This is a genomic window from Haloparvum alkalitolerans (genome assembly GCF_055381565.1).
The window spans coordinates 51,697-75,279 of record NZ_AP043937.1; the positions used below are offsets into that span (position 1 = coordinate 51,697).

At 65.6% G+C, this 23,583-nt stretch carries 20 protein-coding genes; 16 read left to right on the plus strand and 4 right to left on the minus strand.

Going from position 1 to position 23,583, the window contains the following annotated elements:
• The first annotated feature begins 1 nt into the window (after position 1).
• The 7 genes from ACZ432_RS01285 to ACZ432_RS01315 all read left to right on the plus strand — a co-directional run bounded on the left by ACZ432_RS01285 (position 2) and on the right by ACZ432_RS01315 (position 7,770).
• On the plus strand, positions 2-1,453 hold the full coding sequence (locus tag ACZ432_RS01285; protein WP_426963331.1) for an aldehyde dehydrogenase family protein: 1,452 nt from the start codon (positions 2-4) through the stop codon (positions 1,451-1,453).
• Between the two features lie 155 nt (positions 1,454-1,608).
• Positions 1,609-2,856: an ABC transporter substrate-binding protein gene (locus ACZ432_RS01290; RefSeq protein WP_426963330.1), complete on the plus strand. Its 1,248-nt coding sequence runs from the start codon at positions 1,609-1,611 to the stop codon at positions 2,854-2,856.
• A 9-nt stretch (positions 2,857-2,865) separates the two neighbouring features.
• Entirely contained in the window at positions 2,866-4,890 is a 2,025-nt protein-coding gene (locus ACZ432_RS01295) for an ABC transporter permease (RefSeq protein WP_426963329.1), read from the plus strand.
• Entirely contained in the window at positions 4,887-5,654 is a 768-nt protein-coding gene (locus ACZ432_RS01300; RefSeq protein WP_426963328.1) for an ABC transporter ATP-binding protein, read from the plus strand. The genes ACZ432_RS01295 and ACZ432_RS01300 overlap by 4 nt, the downstream gene beginning before the upstream one ends.
• Positions 5,647-6,369 carry an ABC transporter ATP-binding protein gene (locus ACZ432_RS01305; RefSeq protein WP_426963327.1) on the plus strand — a complete coding sequence of 241 codons (723 nt, stop codon included), beginning with the start codon at positions 5,647-5,649 and terminating at the stop codon, positions 6,367-6,369. The genes ACZ432_RS01300 and ACZ432_RS01305 overlap by 8 nt, the downstream gene beginning before the upstream one ends.
• Before the next feature lie 132 nt (positions 6,370-6,501).
• A complete protein-coding gene (locus ACZ432_RS01310) occupies positions 6,502-6,909 on the plus strand; it encodes a universal stress protein (RefSeq protein WP_426963326.1) in 408 nt (135 codons plus the stop codon).
• Positions 6,910-7,008: 99 nt separating this feature from the next.
• Entirely contained in the window at positions 7,009-7,770 is a 762-nt protein-coding gene (locus tag ACZ432_RS01315; protein WP_426963325.1) for an enoyl-CoA hydratase/isomerase family protein, read from the plus strand.
• 876 nt (positions 7,771-8,646) lie between these two features.
• On the opposite strand, the gene ACZ432_RS01320 is transcribed toward ACZ432_RS01315, so the two are convergent.
• Positions 8,647-8,844: a hypothetical protein gene (locus tag ACZ432_RS01320; protein ID WP_426963324.1), complete on the minus strand. Its 198-nt coding sequence runs from the start codon at positions 8,842-8,844 to the stop codon at positions 8,647-8,649.
• A 102-nt stretch (positions 8,845-8,946) separates the two neighbouring features.
• On the minus strand, positions 8,947-9,132 hold the full coding sequence (locus tag ACZ432_RS01325; RefSeq protein WP_426963323.1) for a hypothetical protein: 186 nt from the start codon (positions 9,130-9,132) through the stop codon (positions 8,947-8,949).
• Positions 9,133-9,477: 345 nt separating this feature from the next.
• On the opposite strand from ACZ432_RS01325, the gene fdhF reads away from it, so the two are divergent.
• The 6 genes from fdhF (at position 9,478) to ACZ432_RS01355 (ending at position 17,244) form a co-directional block, all read left to right on the plus strand.
• A complete protein-coding gene (gene fdhF / locus ACZ432_RS01330) occupies positions 9,478-11,616 on the plus strand; it encodes a formate dehydrogenase subunit alpha (protein ID WP_426963322.1) in 2,139 nt (712 codons plus the stop codon).
• Positions 11,617-11,882: 266 nt separating this feature from the next.
• A complete protein-coding gene (locus ACZ432_RS01335; RefSeq protein WP_426963320.1) occupies positions 11,883-13,142 on the plus strand; it encodes a hypothetical protein in 1,260 nt (419 codons plus the stop codon).
• A 1-nt stretch (position 13,143) separates the two neighbouring features.
• Positions 13,144-13,965 carry an ABC transporter permease gene (locus tag ACZ432_RS01340; protein WP_426963319.1) on the plus strand — a complete coding sequence of 274 codons (822 nt, stop codon included), beginning with the start codon at positions 13,144-13,146 and terminating at the stop codon, positions 13,963-13,965.
• 2 nt (positions 13,966-13,967) lie between these two features.
• Positions 13,968-14,759 carry an ABC transporter ATP-binding protein gene (locus ACZ432_RS01345; RefSeq protein WP_426963318.1) on the plus strand — a complete coding sequence of 264 codons (792 nt, stop codon included), beginning with the start codon at positions 13,968-13,970 and terminating at the stop codon, positions 14,757-14,759.
• Between the two features lies 1 nt (position 14,760).
• Positions 14,761-15,618 carry an ABC transporter permease gene (locus tag ACZ432_RS01350; protein ID WP_426963317.1) on the plus strand — a complete coding sequence of 286 codons (858 nt, stop codon included), beginning with the start codon at positions 14,761-14,763 and terminating at the stop codon, positions 15,616-15,618.
• Between the two features lie 63 nt (positions 15,619-15,681).
• Positions 15,682-17,244 carry a TCP-1/cpn60 chaperonin family protein gene (locus tag ACZ432_RS01355; protein ID WP_426963316.1) on the plus strand — a complete coding sequence of 521 codons (1,563 nt, stop codon included), beginning with the start codon at positions 15,682-15,684 and terminating at the stop codon, positions 17,242-17,244.
• Between the two features lie 6 nt (positions 17,245-17,250).
• Here ACZ432_RS01355 and ACZ432_RS01360 read toward each other — a convergent pair whose 3' ends face one another.
• Both ACZ432_RS01360 and ACZ432_RS01365 read right to left on the minus strand, forming a co-directional pair.
• Positions 17,251-17,928 (minus strand): class II aldolase/adducin family protein, encoded by a 678-nt coding sequence (locus tag ACZ432_RS01360; RefSeq protein ID WP_426963315.1) that lies wholly within the window; start codon positions 17,926-17,928, stop codon positions 17,251-17,253.
• Between the two features lie 2 nt (positions 17,929-17,930).
• Positions 17,931-18,704: a fumarylacetoacetate hydrolase family protein gene (locus ACZ432_RS01365; RefSeq protein ID WP_426963314.1), complete on the minus strand. Its 774-nt coding sequence runs from the start codon at positions 18,702-18,704 to the stop codon at positions 17,931-17,933.
• 920 nt (positions 18,705-19,624) lie between these two features.
• Here ACZ432_RS01365 and dgoD point away from each other — a divergent pair.
• From dgoD to ACZ432_RS01380, 3 genes are all read left to right on the plus strand, one after another.
• Positions 19,625-20,776 carry a galactonate dehydratase gene (gene dgoD, locus ACZ432_RS01370; protein ID WP_426963313.1) on the plus strand — a complete coding sequence of 384 codons (1,152 nt, stop codon included), beginning with the start codon at positions 19,625-19,627 and terminating at the stop codon, positions 20,774-20,776.
• 38 nt (positions 20,777-20,814) lie between these two features.
• A complete protein-coding gene (locus ACZ432_RS01375; protein WP_426963312.1) occupies positions 20,815-21,552 on the plus strand; it encodes an IclR family transcriptional regulator in 738 nt (245 codons plus the stop codon).
• A gap of 691 nt (positions 21,553-22,243) precedes the next feature.
• Positions 22,244-23,563 (plus strand): ABC transporter substrate-binding protein, encoded by a 1,320-nt coding sequence (locus ACZ432_RS01380; RefSeq protein WP_426963311.1) that lies wholly within the window; start codon positions 22,244-22,246, stop codon positions 23,561-23,563.
• The last annotated feature ends 20 nt before the right edge of the window (positions 23,564-23,583 follow it).

Here is a 23,583-nt window from a genome sequence, read left to right on the forward strand (position 1 = left end):
GATGGAGTACTCCGGTCCAACAGACCTGTTTATCGACGGCGAGTGGCGCTCGTCCGCGGACGGCGAGACGATCACGACGGAAGATCCGGCGGCGGAAGCACCGTACGCGACGGTACAGAAGGCCGGCGCGGCGGACGTCGACGACGCGGTCGCGGCCGCGGCCGCGGCCGTCGAGCGCGGGTCCGAGTGGCGCGAACTGGACCTCGGCGCCCGGCGCGCGGCGCTGCACGAGATGGCCGACGCCATCGAGGAGATGAAAGACGAGATCGCGCTCGTCGAGTCCCACGACAACGGCAAGACGCCGTTCGAGGCGGGCCTCGAGATCGACATGGTGATCGACACCTTCCGGCACTACGCGGGTGCGGTGGACAAGGTCCGCGGCGACCAGATCCCCGTCTCCGGCGGCCGGCTGGACTACACCCGGCGCGAGCCGGTGGGCGTGACCGCCCACATCGCCCCCTGGAACTACCCGTTCCAGTTGGCCGGTCGCGGGGTCGCACCCGCCCTCGCGACGGGGAACTCGGTCGTGTTGAAGCCGTCCAGCACGACGCCGCTCTCGGCGCTCTACTACGCGAAGGCCGCCGAGGAAGCGGGGCTCCCCGACGGCGTGGTGAACGTCGTTCCCGGGTCCGGCTCCGAGGCCGGGAGCGCGCTCGCCGGCCACGAGGGCGTCGACCACGTCACCTTCACCGGGAGCACCGGGGTCGGAAAGACGATCCAGCGCGACGCCGCGGACGCCGTCGCCGACGTGACGCTCGAGCTCGGCGGGAAGGGACCGGCGGTCGTCTTCCCGGACGCCGACCTCGACGCGGCCGCGCGCGGCGTCCAGTACGGGATCTTCATGAACGCCGGCCAGATGTGCTGGGCGAACTCGCGGCTCGTCGTCCACGAAGACGTTCACGACGAGCTGGTCGAGCGGCTCGTCGACATCGCGGAGAGTATTCCGCTCGGCGGCGGCATCGACGACGACGGCCAGATGGGGCCCGTTGTGAGCGAGTCCCACCAGCAGGACGTCCTCGAGTACATCGAAACGGGGCGTGAGGAGGGGGCGACCGTCGCCGCGGGCGGCGGCGTCCCGGACGATCCGGAGACGGGCCACTTCGTCGAACCGACCGTCCTCACCGACGTCGACAACGACATGACCGTCGCCCGCGAGGAGATCTTCGGCCCGGTGCTGTCGGTCATCGAGGTGAGCGACGAGGACGAGGCGCTCGCGGTCGCGAACGACTCCCCGTTCGGGCTGACCGCCTGCGTGTGGACGAGCGACCTCTCCCGCGCGCATCGGCTCGCGGAGACGCTCGAGTACGGCATGGTGATGGTCAACGAGACACCGAACACGTGGCCGCAGGTCCCGTTCGGCGGCACGAAGGACAGCGGGCACGGCGCGGCGCAGGGCGAGGAAGCGCTCAGGGCCTACACCGAAGTGAAGAACGTCCACATCAACTTCGACTGACGGGGCGTTCGACGCGCCTTCGACCGGGGGCCCGCGCTTTCCGCCGGACCCGTCTCCCGCACGCTTTCCGTCGAGTTCGTCCCGCCAAATCGCGAGCATCGATCCTACAAAGATTTATTATCCCTTGGTTGAGATCCATTACCAGATCATCCACCATGATGAATAACGAAAGATCCCCTTCCGGGGAGCGTAGCGCGTACGATCGGCGAACGTTCCTGTCGGTCGCAGGTACGGCCGCGTCGCTGGGGCTCGCCGGCTGTACCGGCGGATCGAGCGGCGGCGACAACACCGCGACGATCGGTATCCTGAACCCGATGTCGGGGGCGTACAGCACGCTCGGGCCCTCCCAGCGTGCGGGAGCGGAGTACGCGGTCCAGCAGATCAACGAGAGCGACGAGTACAGCTTCGAGATCGACCCCGTCTACTACGACACGGAGACGAACGCGAGCGCCGCCTCGCAGGCGGCCCAGCAGGCGATCCAGGAGGACGGGGCCGACTACCTCGTCGGCGCGATCTCGAGTTCGGCCGCCCTCGGGCTCAACGAGCTGGCCGCCTCCGAGGAGACCGTCTACTTCGCCGGCGGGGCCGCGGTGCCGATCACGGGCGAGCAGTGTAACCAGTGGGTGTTCCGCTTCGAGACGAACACGGCGCAGATCGCGGAGGCGGTCTCCGGGTACACGGTCGAGGAGATCGGGTCGAACGTCTGGTTCCACTACGCGGACTACGCCTACGGCACCTCCGTCTACAACCGGACCAGCATGCGCATGGAGGAGGCGAGCGACGAGTTCACGGAGGTCGGCGAGTCGTCCTCGAGCCTCGGATCGTCGAACTACGAGTCCTACATCACGCAGATCGGAAACTCGGACGCCGACGTGGCCGTGCTCGGGATGACCGGCGGCGACCTGGTCACCTTCGTCAATCAGGCCGCGGACCGCGGGCTGACCGAGGACGTGGCGCTCGTCGCCCCGACGATGGCGTACAAGAGCACCCGCGCGGGGACCGGCCCCAACAGCGTCGGCACGTACGGCGGGGTCCGCTACGACCCCTCCATCGACATCGGCGACAACCAGGCGTTCGTCGAGGGGTTCCAGTCGGAGTACGACGAGGTGCCGGGCAACTACGAGCGAACGGGGTACGACTCCGTCCGGCTCATCGCGAAGGGCATGGAGCAGGCGGGGAGCACGGATCCGGCCGACGCCCGCGACGCCCTCGAGGGCGGGAGCTTCACCACCGTCCTCGGCGACATCACGCTGCGCGAGTCCGACCACCAGGCCACCAACCCGACGTGGATCGCCGAGTTGACCGAGGGGGACGGCGAGATGGCCAACGTCGATATCCTCTCGAAGACCGAGGGGGAGAACGCGCTCCGCCCAGCGAGCGAGTTCGGCTGCGAGATGAACTAGGACAGACAGATGTCCCTAGTAGTCAACCTGGCGGAGCAGCTCGTCAACGGCCTCTCCCTCGGCATGGTGTACGTGCTGTTGGCGGCCGGGCTGTCCATCATCTTCGGCGTGATGGACGTGATCAACTTCTCGCACGGGGAGCTGTTCGCGCTCGGCGCCTACTTCGCCCTCAGCATCGTCGACCCCCTCGGGTCCGGGGTCGGGTTCTGGGTCGCGTTAGTGCTGTCGCCGCTGCTCGTGGGGATCGTCGGGGTCGGGATCGAGCGGTTCACCATCCGACCGCTGTACGGCCGCAACCCGCTCTACCACATCCTCCTCACCTTCGGGCTCGTGTTGATCATCAACGACCTGATCGTGTTGGGGTGGGGGTCGGAACAGCAGAACCTCGCCGTTCCCGACTACCTCACGACGCCGATCGCGGTCGGGGGTATCGAGGTGTCGGTGTACAACTACTTCATGATCGGGTTCACCGCCCTGCTCGCGGCCGGGATCTGGCTGTTCCTCACCCGCTCGAAGTACGGGATGATCATCAGGGCGGGGTCGGAGGACCGGCAGATGGTCCGAAACGTCGGGATCGACATCGACCGGTACTACACGCTCATCTTCGGGCTCGGCGCCGCGCTCGCGGCCGTCGGCGGCATCGTCCTCGGCGGGTACCAGAGCGTGAACCCCGGGATGGGAAGCAGCGTCATCGTCCCGGCGTTCATCATCGTCGTCCTCGGCGGTCTCGGGAGCTTCCGCGGCGCGGTGGTCGGCGGCCTCCTGGTCGGCGTCGTTCGAACGCTCACCCGGACCTACGCCGGCGCCGAACTCTTCGAGCTGCAGGGGTTCGTCGTCGCGATGCCGGACTTCGAGGGCGTGACGATCTTCCTCCTGATGATCGGCGTCCTGCTGTACAAGCCGCAGGGGCTGTTCGGGGGGTCGGAACACAGTGAGGGGGGTGCCGAAGATACGCTGCTCACGGGCGTCGAGTCCGGCGTGTTCTCCGACGAGACGCGGCGGAACCTCGGGCTCGCGTTCGTCGCGGTGCTCGCGGTCGCGCCGTTCGTGTTCCTCCTCACCGGTAACACCTACTACATCACGCTGCTCAACCAGATGTTCATCTTCGCCATCTTCGCGTTGAGCCTCGACATCGTCATGGGCTACACGGGGCTGGTCCCGCTCGGCCACACGATGTTCTACGGCGTGGGCGCCTACGCCGCGGCGCTGGTCATGATCCACCTGACCGCCTCGTTCCTCGTCGCGCTCGCGGTCGCGATCCTCGTCTGCGCGCTCATCGCGTGGGTCGTCGGGAGCCTCTCGATCCGCGTGTCCGGGATCTACTTCGCGATGATCACCCTGGCGTTCGCCGAACTGTTCTACAACATGGTGTTCAAGTTCGACTTCACCGGCGGCAGCGACGGACTGGTCGGCTGGGAACCCCTCGTCGGGATCGCCGGCATCGGACTCGAACTCGGCGCCATCACGGTCCCGCTCGGCCCGATCGAGATAACGCCGGCGACCGCCTTCTACTACATCGCGTTCGGGCTCGCACTCTGCTCGCTGTACTTCGCGACGCGGGTCATGAACGCCCCGTTCGGGAGCGTGCTCGCCTCGATCGGGGAGACCGAGGAGCGGACCGAGTTCCTGGGCTACGACGTTCGGAAGTACAAGCGGCGCGTGTTCGTCATCAGCGGCGGCATGGCCGGAATGGCCGGCGGCTTACTCGCCGTCAAGCCCGGGACGTTCATCATCTCGCCCGACCAGACGCTGGCGTGGATCCACTCGGGGGAGGTGATCGTCATGACGCTGGTCGGCGGAATGGGGACGCTTATCGGACCGATGCTCGGCGCGGGCTTCTTCGTCGGCGCCGAGGATGTGCTCTCGTCGTACACCGAACAGTGGCGGCTGATCATCGGGACCATCTTCGTGCTGTTCGTGCTGTTCGTCCCCCGGGGGCTCGTCTCGCTGCCGTCGATGGTCGTCAGCGCGTACGACGACTCCCGGTTCGGTGACTCGAGCGCCACCACGGGAGACCCGGAGGAAGCCGGATGACCGACACTGCCCTGAAGATCCGCGACCTGACGAAGAAGTTCGGAGAGCTGACCGCGACGAGCCACGTCGATCTCGACATCGAACGCGGCGAGTTCCGGAGCGTGATCGGTCCCAACGGCGCCGGGAAGACGACCCTGTTCAACCTGATCTCCGGCGCGCTCCAGCCGACGAGCGGCCGGATCGAGTTCGACGGCGAACCCATCGCCGACCTCCCGCCCCACGAGCGCGTCCGGCGGGGGGTCAGCCGGTCGTTCCAGATAACGAACGTCTTCAGCGGGCTCACCGTCCACGAGAACGTCCGACTCGCCGTCCAGTCGAAGCGGTACGCGGACCTCGGCAGGACGGAGGCGCTGTTCCGGGACACCGGATCGTTCGACGAAATGAACGACCGGACGGACGAGATCCTGCGCCGCATCGGGCTCGACGACCGGTCCGAGGAGCTGGCTGGAACGCTCGCGTACGGCGACCAGCGTCGCCTCGAGATCGGGCTGGTCCTCGCGACGGACCCGCAACTCGTCCTCCTCGACGAACCGACCGCGGGGATGAGCAGCGAGGAGACGCGGGAGACGCTGGCGCTCGTCAACGAGGTGCTGGCCGACCAGTCCATCATGCTCATCGAACACGACATCGACCTGATCATGGACGTATCGGACCGCATAACCGTGCTCACTCGCGGCGAGGTGCTCGCGACCGGGACGCCGACGGAGATCGCCGAGAACGACGCGGTTCAGGACGCGTACCTCGGAGGTGGCCGCGGTGAGTGACCCGATTTTGAGCCTGCGTAACGTCCACGCCGGCTACGGGATGACCGAGGTCCTTACGGGGATCACGCTGGACGTCGAGCGAGGCTCCGTCGTCTCGCTCGTCGGGCGGAACGGCGTCGGGAAGACCACGACGCTCAGGTCGATCGTCGGGAACATCGTGCCGACGGCGGGGACCATCACGTTCGACGGTCGGGAGGTCACCCGACTCGACACCGAGGAGACGATCCGGGCGGGGATCACGTTCGTCCCCGAGGAGCGCCGGATCTTCCCCGGACTCACGGTCCGCGAGAACGTCAGGATGGGGCAGATCGGCGTCGACGCGCCCGACGGCCCCTCGGTCGACGAGGTGATCGGCATGTTCGAGAACCTCGAGAAGCGCGAGGACAGCCCCGGGTCAGTGCTCTCCGGCGGCGAGCAACAGATGCTCGCGATCGCGCGCGCGATGGTCGCCGACCCGGACCTGCTGCTCCTCGACGAGCCCACCGAGGGGCTCGCGCCGTACGTCGTCAGACAGATCGAGGACGTGATCGAGACGCTGAACGACCGGGGGATCACCGTGCTCGTCGTCGAGCAGAACATCCCGGTGGCGCTCGACGTCTCCGAGTACACGTACATCCTCGAGAAGGGGCAGATCGTGCACGAGGGGCGCTCCGCGGACGTGCGCGAGGATCAGGCGATCCTCGACGAGCACCTCGGCATCACCGGTGCCGACTGAGGCCATGCCGGTCCGCGGCCGGACCTCGGTCGGAACGGACCGCGGTGACCCCCGAACCGGGCGACGGATCAGAACGAACGATCAGTGTGTTTTTCCGATGACTATAACACCGGCGGCGGCGAACGGGACGACATGAGCCGGCTGCTGCTCGCGATCGACGAGAGCATCGAGCGTGCGACCGCACAGGCCGAGACGGTCCTCGACCTCTTCTCGGGCGACGATGTGGTCGCGTACCTGCTCCACGATTTCGTCGACAACCCCGAGGGGGCCTCGGTCTCGCAGGTGGACGCGGTGACGCGCGCGGAGTCGCTCCTGGCCGCCGAGGGCGTGACCGTCGAGTTCCGCGAGCGGAGCGGGGAGCCCGCGCCGTCGATCGTGGAGACCGCGGACGAGCTGGACGCCGACGCCATCTGCGTCGCCGGACGCAAGCGAACGCCCGCGGGAAAGGTGCTGTTCGGGAGCGTCTCCCAGTCGGTGATCCTGCAGACGGAGCGGCCGGTGATCGTCTGCAGTCCGCAGGAGTCGGAGACGGACGATTGACGGGAATCCGCCGCGTCCCAAAATCGGGGAGGGTGCGGGGCGAGGAGGACCCGTCCGCACAGCGAAGGGTATAGGGCCGTCGGACGCGCGGACACGAGTATGCACGTCGACGACGGTGACGTCAGAGCGATCACCTTCGACCGGCCCCAGTCGTACAACGCGATGACCGGAGCGGTGGCCCGGGACCTCATCGAGGCCATGGAGGGACTGGACCCCGCCACGCACGACGCCGTGGTGGTCACCGGCGAGGGCGACGCGTTCAGCTCCGGGGGCGACATCGACGCGATGGCCGACCGCGACGAGACCGCGCTGGAGGCACACGAACGCGTCCAGGAAACGCTCGGCGGCGTCGCCGAGTCGATCCTCGAGGCGCCGGTCCCCGTGATCGCTCGCGTCAACGGCGACGCCGTCGGTGCCGGCATGGCGATCGCGGCGCTCGCCGACTTCGCGTACGCGGCCGAGTCCGCCCGGTTCGGGGCCTCGTTCGTCAACGTCGGGCTGGTACCGGACGCCGGCACCACCGCGATCCTGCCGCGCGTCATCGGCCTCCGGAAGACGAAGGACCTCGCCTTTACCGGCCGGTTGATCCCCGCGTCGAAGGCCGCGGAGTGGGACGTGATCAACGAGGCCGTCCCGGACGCCGACCTCGACGAGCGGGTTGACTCGCTGCTGTCGACGCTCGCGGAGCGACCGACCGAGACCATCGCGCTCACGAAGCGGGCGATCCACGGTAACCTCGGCCGGTCGTGGCAGGACGGGCTCGAGCGAGAGGCCCACTACCAGACGCTCGCGTACGGCACCGACGCACACGCCGAGGGCGTCGCGGCGTTCCTCGAGGGACGCTCGCCCGACTTCGAGTGACCGCGTTCGAACGCGGACACCGCCGGTCGAGAAGCGTTCACAACCCGGGAAAGCGAGCAGCAACGCGCGACGACGCCAGCCGTTCGAGGGAGAGACACCGTTCCGACCAATTGCACGGATTCGAGACACCATTGAATTTCGATATGTATCTGAGATAGAGAGGTCATTGAGAAAAAAGGAAGTCAAAGGGATACAGATACCACTGTGAAATAGACACTATATATCGGAAGATCCGCCATATATGGCTATTCTCCGAGAGAAGAGGCCAGAATTATCCAGAAATTCCCGTATCTATTCAGGAATTGTGTTATACTAAGTTCCGGATGAGTGAATGATCTGTTTTAGTCCGGATTATTCGTCTAACAGTTTTTATAGGGCCGAGAAAGATGTTATAGCCAGGGATAACCCGTCGAGACTTCGATCTCGAGCGGAACCTCAGTCTCGAACACGGACCGCATCCGAATCGCGTCCAGTTATATAATCTATATGGAAGTACGATAAAGCAGTAATGGAAAGTATACTATATTCAGAAGTCAGATCACGGAAATGCGTCGGAGCGGTTCCCTCGAACTACCGTCCGCAGGGCGTGTCTGCTGCAGCTGAACGAACGATGGTCGAACCGTCGGAGAACCGAGCGGGGCTACTCGGGGAGAGAAAGAAAGAATCCGAGACCGGAGAACGGTTCGAGGAGCCGGATGCTCGCGTCGCGATCGGCCACGGGGACCGAATCTCGGGGCACCTGGTGGAAGCCGGGGCCGGCAACGAGCAGGCGCCGGCTAGTCGCGTCGCTGCTCGGAGGGTCTGCCGTCGACCGCCGCGACTCATCACGACGCCGGCAGCAGCGACCTCCGACCCAGTCGAAAGACTCCCGGCGAGTCAGGCGATCTCTTTTTGTGGGGCCGTGCTGTTCCGTTCCCGGACGGCGCCGAGGAACTCGAAGAGGCGGGGGGTCAGAAGGATGTAGCCGAACAGGAGGATGTTCCCCGTGTTTGCGGTGTACATCGATACTGCCGCCGCGTACAGCAGGGCGCCGAATACGGCGATGATTATGGTGTGTGTTAATATCTCTCTCATCGAGCAGACAACCGAACTCGGAGTACATAAATTTTTCTCAGGAGGGGGACGGACGACCGCGAACCGGACGATCCACGAGCGAGTACGACCGAACTGTGGCCGCTACGGAGCGGAGCGCGACTCGGTGATCAGGTACGCGAGGAGCGGCGAGAGGCCGAACAGCCCGAATCCGACCAGCAGCGCGCTGGGGTCGAACGGGAGGACGCCGCTCCCGAGAATCCCCAGGAACAGCGCGTCGATGACGAGCATCGTCACGATGAACGAACTCGAGGGGAACCGCTCGCTCATAGTTCCCCGATGGCCGACCCGTCGGCGCGGTGCGCACCGAACGTGGGCGGATGGATGGTCGCATCGGACTCTCTCGTCTGTCGGTCGGGGGTCCGTGGTAGGTGTGGCATGGGGAGTCGTGGTCCTCCGTGGGTGAGCGAGTGGCGTAAAATCTTCGGTGAAATGCGTCCCGGAACCGGAGCGGTACGCCGCGTGGGGGCAGATACACCGCTCGGAGGTAGACACGCCGCTCGGAGGCAGTTCGGCGGTCGGGCGTGTCGACCGATGACCGGTCCCGCGGTCGGTGACTTTATCAGCGGTCCCGAATATTGAGTCATGTGAACGTACGTCTCACAAGTGATGACAATGTCCAGTAAGGAGGACGATCCGGTCAAGACGATCTGTCCGTACTGTGGGGTCGGCTGCGGGATTCAGGTCAATCCCGACGACGACCCGGGAGACATGCGCTTCCTCCCGTGGGGGGACGCCCCGGTGAACGAGGGTCGCATCTGCATCAAGGGCGGTGCGGCGACCGAGGTCGTCGACCACGAGGACCGCCTGACGGATCCGCTGGTCAAGGAGGACGGGGAGTTCCGCGAGGCGACCTGGGAGGAGGCCTACGCCCGCGTCGTCGAGGAGATGGAGCGCATCCGGGAGGAACACGACCCGGACGCGATGGGGTTCTTCGGCTCCTCGAAGACGATGAACGAGGAGAACTACCTCCTGCAGAAGCTCGCGCGCCGGTACGGCACGAACAACGTCGACAACTGCACCCGGATGTGCCACGCCTCCACCGTGTGGGCGCTGCGAACCAGCCTCGGCGCGGGCGCGATGACCAACAGCATGGCCGACCTGGAGGAGTCCGCGGACCTGCTCTGGATCCAGGGCGCGAATCCCGGGGAGCAGCACCCGATCGCCAACAGCCAGTACTTCCGACAGGCGGTCCTGGAGGGCGCGACCGTGATCCAGGTCGACCCCCACGCCAACAAGACGACCGAGTCGTTCGACATCGAGGGCACCGAGCGGCACATGCACCTCCAGCTGGAGCCGGGGACGGACATTCCCCTACTCAACATCGTCCTGAAGACGATCCTCGAGCGCCACGAGGAGAACCCGGACGAGGGCTGGATCGACGAGGCGTTCGTGGCCGAGCGGACCGAGGGGTTCGAGGACCTCCGCGAGACGCTGGCGGACTTCGACAAGGCGGCCGCGGCCGAGGAGTGCGGGGTCCCCCTCGAGGACATCGAGCTCGCGGCCGAGAAGTACGCGATGGCGAACGACGCCGCCATCTTCACGGGGATGGGGATGAGCCAGCACACCTGCGGCGTCGACAACGTCCAGAACGAGATCAACCTCGCGTTGGTGACCGGGAACCTCGGCAAGCCCGGAACGGGCGTGAACCCTCTCCGTGGACAGAACAACGTCCAGGGAACCTGTGACGTGGGCGCGATGCCGAACGTCCTCCCGGGCTACCAGTTGGTCGACGACGACGAGGCGCGCGAGTCGGTCGAGGACGTCTGGGGGTTCACGATCCCCGATGAGCCCGGACTCACGAACGTCGAGATCTCCCACGAGGCCGGCGACTCGGTCCACGGGCTGTACGTGATGGGCGAGAACCCGATCATGAGCGAGCCCGACGGGAACCGCGTCGAGGAGCGCCTCCAGGAGCTGGAGTTCCTCGTCGTGCAGGACATCTTCATGACGGAGACGGCGAAGTACGCCGACGTGGTGCTCCCGGCGACGACGTGGGCGGAGCGGGGCGGCACCGTCACGAACACCGACCGTCGCGTCCAGCGGATGCGGCCGGTCCAGAAGGTGCACGAGAACACGGAACACGACCTCGAGATCCTGATGGAGGTCGGCAGTCGGCTGTTCGGCGAGGAGGGCTTCCGGTTCGACGGCCCGGAGGCCGTCTTCGAGGAGCTCCGGCAGGTGTGTCCGAGCTACCACGGCATGACCTACGACCGGCTCGGCGAGACGGGGATCCAGTGGCCCTGTTACGAGCCGGGCGACGAAGGGGACCGGTACCTCTACGAGGACGCCTTCGAGACGGAGAACGGGCTCGGAAAGATCGAGGGCGTCCGCCACCAGCCGCCGGTGGAGACGCCCGACGAGGAGTACCCGCTTATCCTCACGACCGCGCGCCTCGAGGAACACTACAACACGGGGACGATGAGCAGGCGGTCCCCGACGCTGTCGCGCCAGCACCCGGAGAACTTCGTCGACGTCCACCCGAACGACGCCGCCCACTACGGCATCGAGGACGGCGACGAGGTGACGCTGCGGTCCCGGCGCGGATCCATCGACGTCCGCGCCAACGTGACCGAGGCGATCAAGGAGGGCGTCGTGTGGACCACGCCGCATTTCGCGGCCGCCTCCGCGAACCGCTTGACGAACGACGTGCTCGACGAGCGCGCGAAGATCCCGGAGTACAAGGCGGCTGCGGCCGAGATAGCCGTGAACGTCGACGCCGATTCCGGCGGCGCCGAACCGGCCGACGACTAGCGGCCCGGCACCATTTTTCCGTCGAAGACGCCGCCCGAGAGAGCCGGTGGACCCGAACGCATCGGCCCACCGGGCGCGCGGAGACCGCCACGTTGGCGAGACAGGCTCGGCCGGTCATTATCGGTTATATTCACTGGTTCTACCAGCGGCTCTCCCGAACGTGAACGGAGTTATGCAATCCAGTAATTACCTGAGATAGTATTTCCCGTGCACTATCCCGAATTATGCTTAACCTTTATATAATCTTAGGCTATCTACCCAGTCGCATGGCAACCAGTGACAGCCCTAGCGGAGACGGTGGGACGTCGGACAGTAATGTCAGAAATAATAAAGAAGTGGCGGACGACTCGTGGAAGCGCCGGAAAGTGATGAAGGCCGGCGCGGCAGCGAGCACGGGACTGCTCACGGCCGCGGCGGGATGTACGAGCAGTCCGGACGGAGACGGCGGTGGCGGCGGTGACGGCGGAGGAAACGGCGGTGACTCGAACGGTGGTCAGGAGTCGCAGACGACGGTACGACTCCTCCTCGCCCCGACCGGGTTCCAGGGGATCATCATGGACTATCTCGCCGAGGACACGGAGATCCTCGCGGACCACTACAGCGAGGAGAACCTGAACGTCGAGGTCTCCCGGAGCTGGGAGGGCGCGGCGATCTTCACCTCAGGTGGCGCCGACTTCGAGACGTTCGGCTCCCTGGAGGCGGCGAAGCTGGCGGGCGAGCGGGACATCCCGCTCGCGGTCAACGCCAACCTCGCGCCTCAGATCATGCAGGTGGTCGGGGCACGCGGCGGCGACTACGACCCGGAGACCTCGGGCAGCCCGCAGGCGTCGATGGACCTGCTCAACGAACAGCAGGACGTGTTCGCGCTCGGCGGCTGGGGTGGCGGCACCGGCATCATGATGCCGATGATCATCCAGGAGGCGTTCGGCTACAACTTCACTGACGACGAGTCGAGCGACTTCGACAGCATCACCACGGCCGAGTACTCGGCGGTCCCGCAGCTCGTCGAGGGCGGGGACGCGGCGATGGGGACGACGTCCCCGATCCACGGGGCCGCGCCGACGATGGCACCCGCGGAGTACAACGACGAGGACCCGACGATCACGAGCATCTTCGGCTGCGGGAGCATCATGGCCGATCTCGACGGGTTCAACGCGCCGCAGCTGAACTCGTGGACCTGCTCGCAGGACTACGCGTCTCAGTACCCCGGCTCCCCGCGAGCGATCGTCCAGTCCTTCTCCGAGGGGCTCGACTGGCTGTACGAGGACCCGATCGGCCGCATCGAGGAGGACGAAGAGCACCTCAATCAGCTCGGACTGGAGAACATGGACCAGGCGCAGTACGTCCTCGATTGGGGGCTCAACCTGGACCTGGACAACGACCTACCGGTCATCTACGAGGACATCGAGCTGACGGAATCGTTCATCGAGGAGGACAAGAACTTCCTCCGCTCGGCCCAGGACGTCGGTTTCCTCACGCAGGGCTGGGAGGAGAACCTCGAGTACCGCCAGGTCGCGACCGAATAACATGAGTACGTCTCAGCCGCGCCGACTGGCCAACGCGCTTCCGGACTCGCTGTTCACCAACCGGTCCGTGGTGTTCGTCGAGTCGATCGTCGCGTTGGTCCTCGTCTGGTCGGTCGTTTATCGGGTCCTGCCGCCGATTCAGGAGTCCTTCGTCTCGCCGACCGAGGTCGTCATCGCGACGCGGGACCTCCTCGTGAGCATGGTGTGGGTCGAGCACTTCCTCGCGAGTCTGACACACGTCGCCTACGGATTCGGGATCGCGCTCTTCGCCGGTACCGCACTGGGGATCCTCGTCGGATGGTGGGACTTCTGGGAGAAGGCGTTCCAGGACTACCTCACCATCGGCATCGCGGTCCCCTCGCTTTTCGTCGCGATCTTCTCGGCGATGTGGTTCGGGCTCGGGGCGACGACGCCCGCGGCCGCCGCAGCGATCGTCGCGACGCCGTACCTGGCGACGAACGTGTACGGCGGCATCAACAACATCGACAACGACCTGCTGAAGATGGCCAACGCGTTCGACGTCTCCCGGCTTCGGGTCATCCGTCGCGTGATCATCCAGTCGGTCCTGCCCGACTGGTTCGCCGGGCTCCGGTACGCGCTCGCGTTGAGCTGGAAGATCGCGAGTCTGGCGGAGTACATCGCCGCCGAGCAGGGGATCGGCTTCATGATCCGCTTCGAGATGCGGGTCCTGGACCTCGCGGGCGTCATGTCCTGGGTCGTCTTCTTCACCGTGTTCCTGCTGTTCCTGGAATACGGCGTGTTAGCGCAGATCGAAAAACGCGTCTTCGCCTGGCGGCAGAACGACTCCGTCGGGTGGTCCTAACAATGAGTTCAGAATCATCACCAGCGCCGACCGACGAATCGCTCACCACGAACAACGCCGGCTCCATTCACATAGAGAACCTCGCCAAGGAGTTCGACACGGCTGAGGGCCACGAACAGGTGTTCGAGGACATCAACGTCGACATCGAGCCCGAGAGCTTCGTTTGCCTCCTCGGGAAGTCCGGCAGCGGGAAGTCCACGATGCTGAACATCGTGAGCGGGATCCTGGAACCGACCGAGGGTCGAGTACGGTTCGAGACCGCGGACGGCAGCGGTGACGTCACCCTCGGCCACGTGTTCCAGTCCCCGCGGCTGATGCCGTGGGACTCGAACCTGCAGAACATCGAGTTCGTGAACGAGGACAACCCCGACTACACGGAGGAAGTCGGGAAACAGCACCTGGACTTGGTCGGGCTCTCCGACCACTACCACAAGTACCCGGGACAGCTGTCGGGCGGCCAGCGTCAGCGCGTCGGGATCGCGCGGGCGCTGAGTATCGACCCCGAAGTCCTGCTGATGGACGAGCCGTTCAGCAACCTCGACGAGATCACGGCCGAGGAGCTGCGAAAGGAGCTCATCAGCCTCTGGTCGGAGCTGAACAAGACGGTGTTCTTCGTCACCCACGACATGACGGAGGCGATCCAGCTGGCCGACCGCCTGCTGATGCTCGGCGACGGGGAGATCTACGGGGACCTGGAGGTCCCGCTCGACCGCCCCCGCCGGATCGACTCCGACGAGTTCCTCAAGTTCCGGCAGAAGGCCATCGACACGTTCCACTCCATCGACGAGGATTAGTATGTCAATCCGCACACAGCTATCCAGATACAACGTCCAACTGCTGAACGGGGACGTGAAGTCGCTGCTCTCCGACTCGTTCGCCCGGGTGATCGGGATCGGAGTCGGCTTCGTCCTCTGGTCGCTACTCGCGGCCCAGTTCCCGCGCGAGCTGCTGCCGACCCCGATAGAGACCGTCGGTCTCGCGTGGGGACTCGTCGCGGACGGGACGGCCTGGATCCACATCTCGACGACGTTCCAGTCGCTGTTCTGGGCGTTCCTGTTCGCGATGATCCTCGGCGGAACGCTGGGCATCCTGATGGGGCTCAACAGTTACAGTCAGAACTTCTTCACGCCCTACGTCAACATCGGGCTGTCCATTCCCGGTCTGGCGTGGGCGGCCGTGGCGTTTCTCGTCTTCTCGTACGGGTCGATCGCCCTGGGGACGCTCCGGTTCGCTCCCGTCGCCGCGGCGACGCTGACCGTGTTCCCGTACGTCGCGATCAACATCTGGAAGGGCGTCGAGAACATCGACCACGACCTGCTTCGGATGGCGAACGCGTTCTCCATCTCACGGCGGCGAGTCCTCTGGCGGGTCGTCCTGCCGAACATCGCCCCCCAGATCTTCTCGGCGGTTCGGTTCGGCCTCGCGATCGGCTGGAAGGTCACCATCATCGCGGAGCTGTTCGCCGGGTCGGCCGGCGTCGGGTACAAACTGGAACACGCCTACCAGGTGTACCAGTACGAGGAGGCGTGGGCATGGGCCGCCGTCTTCCTGTTCATCATCATCCTCATCGAATACGGCGTCTTCAAACCGATCGAACGGCGCGCGTTCGACTGGCGGAGCGACGTCGAATTGAGCGATATCGGCGGCACGTAGTCGCCGAGCGGCACCGATTTTCCCCGAGGCTATTTACGAGCGAGCGACCTAGCGAGACCATTCATGTCACGGACGTCAACAGGCAAGTCGATCGAATCGATCCTCAGCGAGGACGTCGAGGTAGAGTGGGACGACCGCGCCCGAAGCCAGGCGACGCAAAGCACCCGATCGGTCGGGGAGATAGTGGCGACGACGATGGGACCGTTCGGCCGGGACAAGCTCGTCGTCAACAACGGTGGGAACGTCCACGTCACGAACGACGCAGTGACCGTTCTCCGGAACCTCCACCTCACCGATCCCGTCAGTCGGACGGTCCGGGAGGTGGCGAACAGCCAGATCTTCAACGCCGGGGACGGGACGACGACCGCGCTCGTCCTCGCGAGCGAGCTCATGTCGCACGCGCTCGACCTCTGTGAGGAGGGGCTCCACCCGACGAGCGTGATCCAGGGCTATCGGCTGGCGGCCGACGCCGCACGCGGTCGGCTGACGGAAATCGCGACGACGTACGACCTCACCGACCGCGAGGTCGCCCGCGATGTCGCACGGACGACGCTGGCCGGGTCGAACGCGACGTACGAGCGCGAACACCTGGCGGAACTCGCGGTGCGGGCCGTCGAACGGGTGACGGACGGCTACGACGTCAACCTCGACGCCATCCGCCTTCGAACGGCGGGGGGCCGGGACATGGCGGAGTCACGCCTCGTGTCCGGCGCCATGCTCGAGGCGACGCCGGAGCGACGGACCGGCGATCACACGACCGGCGAGGCGGAGATCCTCGTCGTGGACGGATCGATCACGCGCGAGGAGACGGACGTCGCCGCCGTCGTCGACGGCGCGACGTACGACCCCTCGGAGTTCGCCGCGGAGGACCGAGAGTGGGTCACATGGGCGACCGAGCGGATCCGGGAGAGCGGGGCGACCGTCCTGCTCTGTTCGGGAACGGTGGACGACGCGGTTCGAGGGCGGTTGCGGCGACACGGGGTCACCTGCGTGACGAACGTGAGCGAGCCCGACATCCGCTTCCTGCGGCGGACGTTCGAGACGCGGATCCCGACGACTCTCGACGGGATCGGAGACGGAGACACCGTGTCGGGGTCGGTCGCGTACGACTGGGACGAGGGACGGACGACGGTGACCACGCCGGACGCGCGGGCCGTCACGGTCCTGCTGTTCAGCCAGAGCGACGCCCACCGCGAGGAGTTGGAGAGCACGATGTCGGACGCGGTCGAGGTCGTCGCGCAGGTGGCGTACGACGGCCGGGTCGTGCCCGGCGGCGGAGCGGCCGAGATCGAGATGGCCCGAGCCGTCGAGGCGGCGGCTCGGCGGCGGGGGGACAAAGCCCAACTCGCGGCGTACGCCTTCGCGGACGCGCTGGAAACGATCCCGAGAGTCCTCGTGCGGAACGCGGGTCTCGACCCGATCGACCGACTCAACGATCAGCGGGCCGCGCACGCGGACGGACGGCTGAACGCCGGGATCGACCTGGAGAACGGGGCCGTGATCGACGCCACGGAACACGGCGTTCGGGACACGCTGACCGTGAAACGCCACGCGATCTCGACGAGCGTCGACGCCGCCTGTATGTTGGTTCGGATCGACGGGATCGTCGAGGCGGCACAGCAGTAGGCCGCCTTACAGCTTCGTGAAGTAGTAGTCCAGCGTCTTGACGATCTGCCCTTCGCTCGTCATGTTGTTGACGTTCTCCTCGACCAGCGATTCGGGGAGGTACCAGGGCTCGCCGACGACCGCCTGTTTGTAGAGCAGTTCGGCGTTATACTCCATCTTGAGGCTCTTCACGACAACCTCGGGGACGCTGTCGCCGACGACGACGACGCCGTGCCCGCGGAGCACGACCGCTTCGTGGTCGCCCAGCGCGTCGGCGAGGTCCTGTCCCTCGTCCTCGGTGGTCACCAGCATGCCGCCCTCGGTGTGGTAATCCTCGAACACCGGGAAGGGCTCCTTCTGGATGACCCCGTTCGGATGGACCGGCTTGTGGGGAATGCCGACGCTGGACAACAGCGTCGTGTACGGCGCGTGGTGGTGACAGACGGCCTCGACGTCGGGGCGGTTGCGGAACGTCTGCGTGTGGATCGGCGTCTCGCCGGGCGCGCTGTCGGGGTAGTCGGTCCCCGAGAGGTCCACCTCGATGTAGTCGCGGATCGTCGTCGTCGCGGGACTCGCGAACGCGTTGATGAGGACGTCGTCCGGGTCCTCCTGGCGTGCGCTGAGGTGGCCGTGTTCGTCGAACAGTCCGGCCTTGTCGAGGAGCCGGCAGCCCAGCACCAACTGCTGTTTATCGGTTACCGACATGGTTAGAGGTTCGGCATGAAGTCGTGCTCGACGGTCCCGGCGAACTCGCCCGCGGCGACGTCGTGCGAGAGCGTTCCGACCCCCTCGATCTCGATGGCGACCTCGTCCCCGTCGGAGAGCGGGCCGACGCCCGCCGGCGTCCCCGTCGCGATGACGTCGCCCGGTTCGAGGGTCATCAGCGTCGTGATCTCCTCGATGAGTTCGGGCACGGAGAAGATCAGGTTCTCGATCGTCGAGTCCTGCCGGGTTTCGCCGTTGACGCGGAGGGAGATCGACGCGTCGTCCGGGACCTCGTCCGGCGTCGCCAGTACCGGGCCCATCGGTGCGGCGTTGTCGAACGCCTTGCCGCGCACCCAGTTCTGCTCCTGTCGCTGGTCGTCGCGGTTCGAGATGTCGTTCACGCACGTGTACCCCGCGATGACCTCCTCGGCCTGGTCTGCAGGCACGTTCCGGCACTGAGATCCGATGACGACCCCGAGCTCGGCCTCGAAGTCGATCCGCTCTTTGTCCTCCGGGAGCTGCACGGTCGATCCCGGCGAAGCGAGCGTGTTCGGGGTCTTGATGAACAGGAGAGGGCGGTCGGGGATTTCGGAGTCGGTCTCCTCGGCATGGTCGGAGTAGTTCAGCCCGACGCAGACTATCTTCGAGGGGTCGACCGGCGGCAGCAGTTCGACCTCGTCCAGGTCGTACGTCCGGTTGCCGAACGCCACCTCACCGTCGGTCAGCGTTCCAGTTCGTTCGGTTCCCGCGGGATCTCTAAAGGTTACTCTTCGCATTACAGCCCTCTAGATACGGTGATTGGGCATAAAACCTTGGTTGAGTTCCGCATTCCACCCCGTCGCCCGCTGGCGGCTGTTCGTTTAGGAGATCTAAATCCGGCAGACCGAAGACGGTTTCGCGGCCCGTTCGAGTCGTCCGCGCGAGAAGCATCGCGGAGTCGAGGCCGTTCCGGCCGCGGCCGCCTTTGATCGTATGTGAACGCTCCACACCCAACCCGATGGGTTTAGTCCTGCTAAATTTCGGGAGAGAATAGCCGACAGCAGACGGGCGCGGGCGAGAAGTAGAATTACAGTAGTACATGTGTAATGGAATGTCGGGAGAGAGACCGACGTCCGAACGAAGTCGACCGGTCAGACGCCGACGGAACGAACGTCATATAAATATTCGAGAAGTAGTTGGTTCGATATGATATTCAGGAGACAAACTCGGTCTATGAGGGAATACGATAAATAACTGTCTGTATCGCGGGTGACACCGGTAATAATGCCAATTCTAAAAAAATAACGTGGAGAATTATCCAGTACCAGTGTTTTAGTACATAGCAGATAGAGTATGAGAATAGAGAGCAATCAGAATACGAACATAACTATCCGCCTGACGCGAGCGGGCCGGGTTCCCGGACCTGACCGAACCGGGGACGGCCGCGTCGGCGGCGACGGGCGAACGCGTGCGACCGCGGCCGTGAGCCCCTCCGCGCTCGCGGCAGGGGTCGATACGGCGGGCGAGGCGAAGCGTTCGGGAGTAGGATGCGGATCGACCGTGATGGATTTAGCTCTGCAAAACTCATACCCGGACCGGGACGGACGTGACGGTCGCGACGCGGACGGCTCGTGTGGTCCGAGAGCCGCGCGAATCCGGAGGCGGCGACGCTGGCGGCGGGACCAATCTTGAAGACGGGGCGGTGAGAGACCAGAGTATGGAAGTCGTCGACTACGAACTGTTCGCGATCCCCCCGCGGTGGGTCTTTCTCAAACTCGAAACGGATACCGGGGTGATCGGCTGGGGTGAACCGGCCCTGGAGGGGCGCTCGACCACCCTCTGTAGCGCCCTCTCGGAGCTGGTCGAGGATTACGTCATCGGCTCGGATCCCCGACGCATCGCGGACCTCTGGTACCGCATGTACATGGGTGACCACTACAACAACGGCCCGGTCCTGATGAGCGCGATCGCGGGCATCGACCAGGCGCTGTGGGACCTGAAGGGACGCGCTCTCGGGAAGCCGGTGTACGAGCTGTTGGGCGGACCGGTCCGCGACAAGGTACAGGTGTACCAGTGGCTCAGCGGCGACCACCCGGACGACCTCGCGGACGTCGCGGTCGCGGCGGTCGAGGACGGATACACGACGCTGGGACTGATGGCTCACACGCGGCCCGCGCGGGTGCGGACGCGCGAGATCGTTTTGAACGTCCAGAAGCGGGTCGACGCCGTGATGGACGCCGTCGGCGAGAGCGTCGACCTCGCGGTCGACTTCCGGGGCCGGGTCACCACCGGGGTCGCGCGGCAGTTGCTGTCGATGCTCGAGGAGTACAACCTGATGTTCGTCGAGGAGCCGGTCCATCCCTCGTACAACGAGAACCTGCCCGAGTTGAGCGCGGCGACGAACATCCCGTTCGCGACCGGCCAGCGGATGTACTCGCGGTGGGACTTCCGGGAGGTGTTCCAGAGCCAGTCGGTGGACATCGTGCAGCCGGCGATATCGCACGCGGGGGGGATCACCGAGGTCGTCAACATCGGCAAGATGGCGGAGGCGTACAACATCATGCTGATGCCGAAGTGCTCCGTCGGGCCGGTGTCCTTTGCCGCCTCGATGCACGTCCAGTTCGCGGTGCCGAACTCGATCCTGCAGGAACAGCACGACGAGTTCTACGCCGAGCAGGACAACGAGTTCTTCAACTACCTCGCCGACGAGAGCCCGTTCACGCGGTCCGACGGCTACATGTTCATGGACGACGAGCCCGGGCTCGGCATCGAGATGAACGAGTCGTACATCCGCGAGCAGGCGGGGAAGAAGACCTCCTGGAAGGGCCCGACGTGGAACTACGAAGACGGAAGCGTCGCGAACTGGTGAGCGATGGCCTTTTGCGCACCGGAGTGTTACGTCCTCCCATGACAACCGCGGAGGCAGCGAACCCGGTCCGGACGACGCAGACATCGGTCGAGATCCTCCGATGTGTGGCCGACAGCGGCGGTGCCACGCTCATGGAGCTGAACGACCGCGTGTCGGTCTCGAAGGGGGCGCTGTACAACCACCTCTCGACGCTGGTCGAGTTGGAACTCCTCGAACGGGTCGACGGGACCTATCGGGTGGACGCGGGCGTACTGGCTCTGGGCGAGCAGGCGCGGATGGCGATCCCGGGCTTCCCGGCCATCCGTGGCACCCTTCGGAATCTGGCGCTGACCTCCGGCGAGTTCGCGACTTTCGTCAAGACGCGGGACGGAACGCCGATCGTCACGGAGACCGCGGCCGGAGAACTGGTCGAGCGCCACTGGCTGTCCGTGGGCCAGGAGCTGCCACTCGCGACGACGGCCGCGGGGAAGGTCGTGCTCGCGACGCTCCCCGAGGAGCGTGCGGCGGCCCTCGTGCGCGAGGGGACCAGCCACGAGACCGAATCGCTACTCGAGGAGATCCGGACCGTTCGCGTCCAAGGGCTGGCGTTCAGCCGCGGCGAGTTCCAGGAGGACCAGTACAGCGTGGCGGCGCCGATCGACAGTAGCGACGGGCCGACGTACGTCGTGTCGCTCACCGGTCCCAAGGACCGACTCGACGGCAAGTCCCTCCAGCAAGACATCGCCGGCCTCGTGGTGAGCGCGTCGAACGAGATCCAGCGGCACATTCTCTCGTAGGGTCCCCGAGAGCGACCGAATCCGAAGCGACTGCGTCCAGAGCGACTGCGTCCAGGGCGACTGTGGCCAAGGCGACTGCGGCCGAGGTGGCGTTCGGGCAGAGGACGAGACCGAGTCCGCGGGCGTTCACGGTGCCCTCGCACAACCCACCAATTTGGTTGAATAGTAGCTGATCCGATAACTATCGAGAATTATCGCTATCGGACGACCGATAGGAACGACGGAGCAGAACCGATCGGCGAAGTCGATCCGACTCGTGCCGAATCCGCGAGATCGCAAGCGGGCAGCGACTCGGCGGGAAGACGCTCGGGACGAACCGACGAGGGGACGCACCCGACAGTTCCCCCGACCATCCGACGACGGTACCCACCAGCACACCGTCGCCTGTGCCGAGACAGCGGCCGGATCGTAACCGGGAGAGAGCATCCGGATCGTAACCGGGAGAGAGCATCCCGACCGCGACCGGGGCGTACTCGATCCTCGCGATCCTCGTCGAGAGAAACACCAACTGAGCGTAGAGTGAAGTGTTTTTTAGAGGACTATTCAGAGGATTGCCGATGGATCTGACAGATTCGTGTGATCGGATCGGACGGGGATCGATCGACCGCCGGGTCACGTTGGATGGCAACGCGACGTGTGGTAGCTACCCGCATATTTATATAGGACCGACACACAGGGATAATCGTTAACAATGGTAACTGCAGGTTCGGATGTCGGAAACAAGCGTAACCGGACAGGGGATGTCGAGAGGGATTCGGAAAACCGATCGTCGGTCGGTCGGCGACGGTTCCTGCAGGCCGCTGGCGCCGGCGCGAGCGTCGCGCTGGCCGGCTGTACGGGCGGCGGCGACGACGTGGTGCGGCTGGGTGCGACGTACATCCTCTCGGGGTTCGCCTCGCTGTACGGCGAGGCCGCCGAGCGGGGTATCGAAATGGCCCAGTCGGAGATCAACGACAACGGCGGCATCGACGGGCAGGACGTAGAGATCATCGTCCGCGACAGCGAGGCGAGCGCCGACACGGCGATCCAGCAGATACGGAGCCTCGTCGAGGAGGACGACGTCGACGGGCTGTTCGGGCTCGACTCCAGCGGGGTCGCCCAGGCCGTGGCGCCACAGGTGGCACAGCTCCAGATGCCGTTCATGATCACGCACGCGGCGACGCCGTTCGTCACCTCGCCGGAGGGCGAACACGAGGACTCCGTGGGCAACGATTACGTGTTCCGCGACTCCAACAGCCTCGCGCAGGACATCTACGGCGCCGCGCGGACCGCCGGGGAGCTCGACGCCACGGAGTGGGCGACGATCGGCCCTGACTACGCATTCGGCTACGAGACGTGGGACTACTTCCAGGACTTCTGTGCGGGCCTCGGGGTCGAGGCCGAGTTCACCGCCGAGCAGTTCCCGGCGCTGGCGACGAGCGACTACACGCCCTACATCAGTTCCATCCTCGACGCCGAGCCGGACGCGGTGATCACGCCGCTGTGGGGAGCCGACCTCACCACGTTCATCGGCCAGGCCGAGGAGGCGGGCTGGTTCGACCAGATCGACCACACGCTGTTCAGCGTCGGAATGGGGACGGACCTCGCGAGCGACGGGAACCCGCTCCCGGAGGGCGAGTACGCCTCGACCCGGTACGACCCGTTCGTCCCCGACACCGAGGCGAACAACACGTTCCGTGACGCCTACTACGAGGAGCACGACACGCTCCCGACGTACAACGCCGAGGGAGCGTACCGCGCCGTCTACCTGTACAAGGAGGCGATCGAGTCGGCCGGCAGCACCGAAGCCGACGCCCTCGTCGACGAGTTCACCGGGATGGAGCACTCCGGCCCGGTCGGTGACTACCAGTTCAGCGAGACGAACCAGGCCACGGTCGCGTCGATCTGGGGGACCGTCTCGTACGACGACGAGTGGGAGAGCAACGTCCTCGATCCCGTGAACAGGTACGAGGCCGGCCCCGACGAGCTCTCCGAGGCGCTCGGCGACTCCGACCTGCCGACGGGCATCTAACCCGCCCCCGACGTGTTTTC

Excerpts from the sequence above, each read along its gene's own strand:
- ACZ432_RS01290 (WP_426963330.1), top strand. The coding sequence starts at position 1,609 with ATGATGAATAACGAAAGATCCCCTTCCGGGGAGCGTAGCGCGTACGAT.
- ACZ432_RS01355 (WP_426963316.1), top strand. The coding sequence starts at position 15,682 with ATGTCACGGACGTCAACAGGCAAGTCGATCGAATCGATCCTCAGCGAG.
- ACZ432_RS01365 (WP_426963314.1), bottom strand. The coding sequence starts at position 18,704 with ATGCGAAGAGTAACCTTTAGAGATCCCGCGGGAACCGAACGAACTGGA.
- fdhF (WP_426963322.1), top strand. The coding sequence starts at position 9,478 with ATGTCCAGTAAGGAGGACGATCCGGTCAAGACGATCTGTCCGTACTGT.
- ACZ432_RS01315 (WP_426963325.1), top strand. The coding sequence starts at position 7,009 with ATGCACGTCGACGACGGTGACGTCAGAGCGATCACCTTCGACCGGCCC.
- ACZ432_RS01285 (WP_426963331.1), top strand. The coding sequence starts at position 2 with ATGGAGTACTCCGGTCCAACAGACCTGTTTATCGACGGCGAGTGGCGC.
- ACZ432_RS01335 (WP_426963320.1), top strand. The coding sequence starts at position 11,883 with ATGGCAACCAGTGACAGCCCTAGCGGAGACGGTGGGACGTCGGACAGT.
- ACZ432_RS01325 (WP_426963323.1), bottom strand. The coding sequence starts at position 9,132 with ATGAGCGAGCGGTTCCCCTCGAGTTCGTTCATCGTGACGATGCTCGTC.
- ACZ432_RS01295 (WP_426963329.1), top strand. The coding sequence starts at position 2,866 with ATGTCCCTAGTAGTCAACCTGGCGGAGCAGCTCGTCAACGGCCTCTCC.
- ACZ432_RS01320 (WP_426963324.1), bottom strand. The coding sequence starts at position 8,844 with ATGAGAGAGATATTAACACACACCATAATCATCGCCGTATTCGGCGCC.
- ACZ432_RS01380 (WP_426963311.1), top strand. The coding sequence starts at position 22,244 with ATGGTAACTGCAGGTTCGGATGTCGGAAACAAGCGTAACCGGACAGGG.
- dgoD (WP_426963313.1), top strand. The coding sequence starts at position 19,625 with ATGGAAGTCGTCGACTACGAACTGTTCGCGATCCCCCCGCGGTGGGTC.
- ACZ432_RS01350 (WP_426963317.1), top strand. The coding sequence starts at position 14,761 with ATGTCAATCCGCACACAGCTATCCAGATACAACGTCCAACTGCTGAAC.
- ACZ432_RS01345 (WP_426963318.1), top strand. The coding sequence starts at position 13,968 with ATGAGTTCAGAATCATCACCAGCGCCGACCGACGAATCGCTCACCACG.
- ACZ432_RS01300 (WP_426963328.1), top strand. The coding sequence starts at position 4,887 with ATGACCGACACTGCCCTGAAGATCCGCGACCTGACGAAGAAGTTCGGA.
- ACZ432_RS01360 (WP_426963315.1), bottom strand. The coding sequence starts at position 17,928 with ATGTCGGTAACCGATAAACAGCAGTTGGTGCTGGGCTGCCGGCTCCTC.
- ACZ432_RS01340 (WP_426963319.1), top strand. The coding sequence starts at position 13,144 with ATGAGTACGTCTCAGCCGCGCCGACTGGCCAACGCGCTTCCGGACTCG.
- ACZ432_RS01310 (WP_426963326.1), top strand. The coding sequence starts at position 6,502 with ATGAGCCGGCTGCTGCTCGCGATCGACGAGAGCATCGAGCGTGCGACC.
- ACZ432_RS01375 (WP_426963312.1), top strand. The coding sequence starts at position 20,815 with ATGACAACCGCGGAGGCAGCGAACCCGGTCCGGACGACGCAGACATCG.